This is a genomic window from Planktothrix sp. FACHB-1355, from assembly GCF_014748295.1.
GTDB classification, from domain to species: Bacteria; Cyanobacteriota; Cyanobacteriia; order Cyanobacteriales; family Aerosakkonemataceae; genus Aerosakkonema; species Aerosakkonema funiforme_A.
Window position 1 is genome coordinate 1 of sequence record NZ_JACJUP010001328.1, and the last position, 1,715, is coordinate 1,715.

General features: G+C 40.8%; 2 protein-coding genes and 1 pseudogene. 1 reads left to right on the forward strand and 2 read right to left on the reverse strand.

Annotated elements, in window-relative coordinates; translation table 11 throughout:
* Positions 1 to 310, forward strand: a pseudogene (locus tag H6S82_RS32060) (hypothetical protein); the annotation flags it as partial.
* A gap of 174 nt (positions 311 to 484) precedes the next feature.
* On the opposite strand, the gene H6S82_RS32065 reads toward H6S82_RS32060, so the two are convergent.
* Complete coding sequence (locus H6S82_RS32065; RefSeq protein WP_190464997.1) at positions 485 to 688, reverse strand: chlorophyll a/b-binding protein; 204 nt, start codon at positions 686 to 688, stop codon at positions 485 to 487.
* Positions 689 to 1,041: 353 nt separating this feature from the next.
* On the reverse strand, positions 1,042 to 1,715 hold a 674-nt coding region (locus H6S82_RS32070), incomplete at its 5' end, for a TRC40/GET3/ArsA family transport-energizing ATPase (RefSeq protein WP_191057410.1).

Here is a 1,715-nt window from a genome sequence, read left to right on the forward strand (position 1 = left end):
TTACAGCAGCGTATTAACTGTACTTATTCCCTACTTTGTGATGCTGGGATTGCAAATTTTATCGGAAATTTTGACACTGAGGCAGTTTCGCACGGTCGTCTGGGTGATGGTTCCCTATTTGTACCTGCCTTACCGTGTTTGGCAACTGTATGAGGGTTTGAAATTCCTCAGTCCTGAAACCGATTTGATTTGGATACGCTATTTATTAATAGTAGAGATTGTCTTGTGGAGTGGAAACTACGCCTTGGATTTAGCACAATTACCAAGACTTTTTCGTTGGGAAATTCAAGAAAACAAGGAAATCTCTTAAGTGGCGATCGCACTGTTAGATACAAGATATACTGCACCAAGTTAGAGTTGTACTGAGCGTGCGATCGCATCAACTGAGACTCTCAAAAATAGGGAACTCTGCTAAGCTAAGAGTTCCCTATTTTTCTGCCATTTCAAGCTTCGTTGAGTATGACAGTAATAGATATGAAACCTATTAGAATCCCAAATAGTTAATAAACTTTTGGCCAGTTGTTAGCTCAACAACGATCGCAATCAGGAAGCCAATCATCGCTAGACGACCATTCCAAATTTCAGCGCTGGGGTTTGAACCAAATTCAAATTTAGTTGCAAACTCGCCGTATTTACGTTGGAATTGAGCCTCGTAGGGATTGGTTGTTTGTTGTGGTGTGTTAGTCATAGTTCAAACTCCGTTTTGAGTCAGTGCGTTGTCTGTGTAGTGGTGTTATTAAGTAATGTAAATAATTCTTTACTAAGCTACCTTCTGCCATTAGAGAGGGATAATTATTTTTACTTCTGGGTCAAAACTCTACCTTGTGGGAGGAGATGGTTAGTCAAAACAAGGATACTGTACACAAGTTACAGCGTTTTTCCGATCGATCGACACAAAGACAGAAGTATCAAGCCCTCACTAGCTACTACCAATCCCAAATAATTTATCAAAAAAAATACAGAAACCCTTCAAGAAACAGAAACCCGGTTTCTTCAAGAAACCGGGTTTCTATGACTGCTAAAAATTAGGCCGTTCAGCTGCTAAACCCTTACCGCTTCACCAAACCGAATTTTCAGATAATCTTCCTCCATCTTCGCCCCAGAGGGTTGCAAAGCCGCCAAAGCTTGAGGTAACACCAAATTGCGGCGATGATTGCCAATGCGGACATTTAATTCATCACCAGTTTTAGTTAGTTGGATTTGGTCTTTAGCAATACCTGGCAAATACAACTCCAAAGTGTACTGATTTTTATCTTGTACCACTCTAACTGTAGTTTCCCGATAATAAACTTGCGTCGGATCTTCCCCAGCATAAAGCATTTCTTTCAAACGTTCTAAAGCTGGTAAACCGCACATTTCTTCCGAAAATAGGGGCACTTCCTTCACCGGTAGCGGTAGAAAATTCTCGTGAATTTCCTGGCGATATTGCTGTTGGTTTTCCTTCCAACGTTGGAAGAATGGATCGGTAACTTGCTCTGGAATAATCCGATTTGCAACTACCAAATCTGTGGCAACATTGTACAGACTCAAATAAGCATGAGCGCGTAAAGATTCTTTAATCACCATTTTTTCGGGATTTGTGACCAAACGCACCGATGTTTGGGAGTTATCCGTTAATACCTTTTCCAAAGCTTCTATTTGTTCGTAAAATTCATAAGGAGCGTCCATTACTTCCTTATCAGGCAGAGAAAAACCCGCGATCGGCCTAAAAATCG

What these genes read in the sequence shown, in the direction of transcription:
- H6S82_RS32065 (WP_190464997.1), bottom strand. Translation starts at nt 688, where the DNA reads ATGACTAACACACCACAACAAACAACCAATCCCTACGAGGCTCAATTC.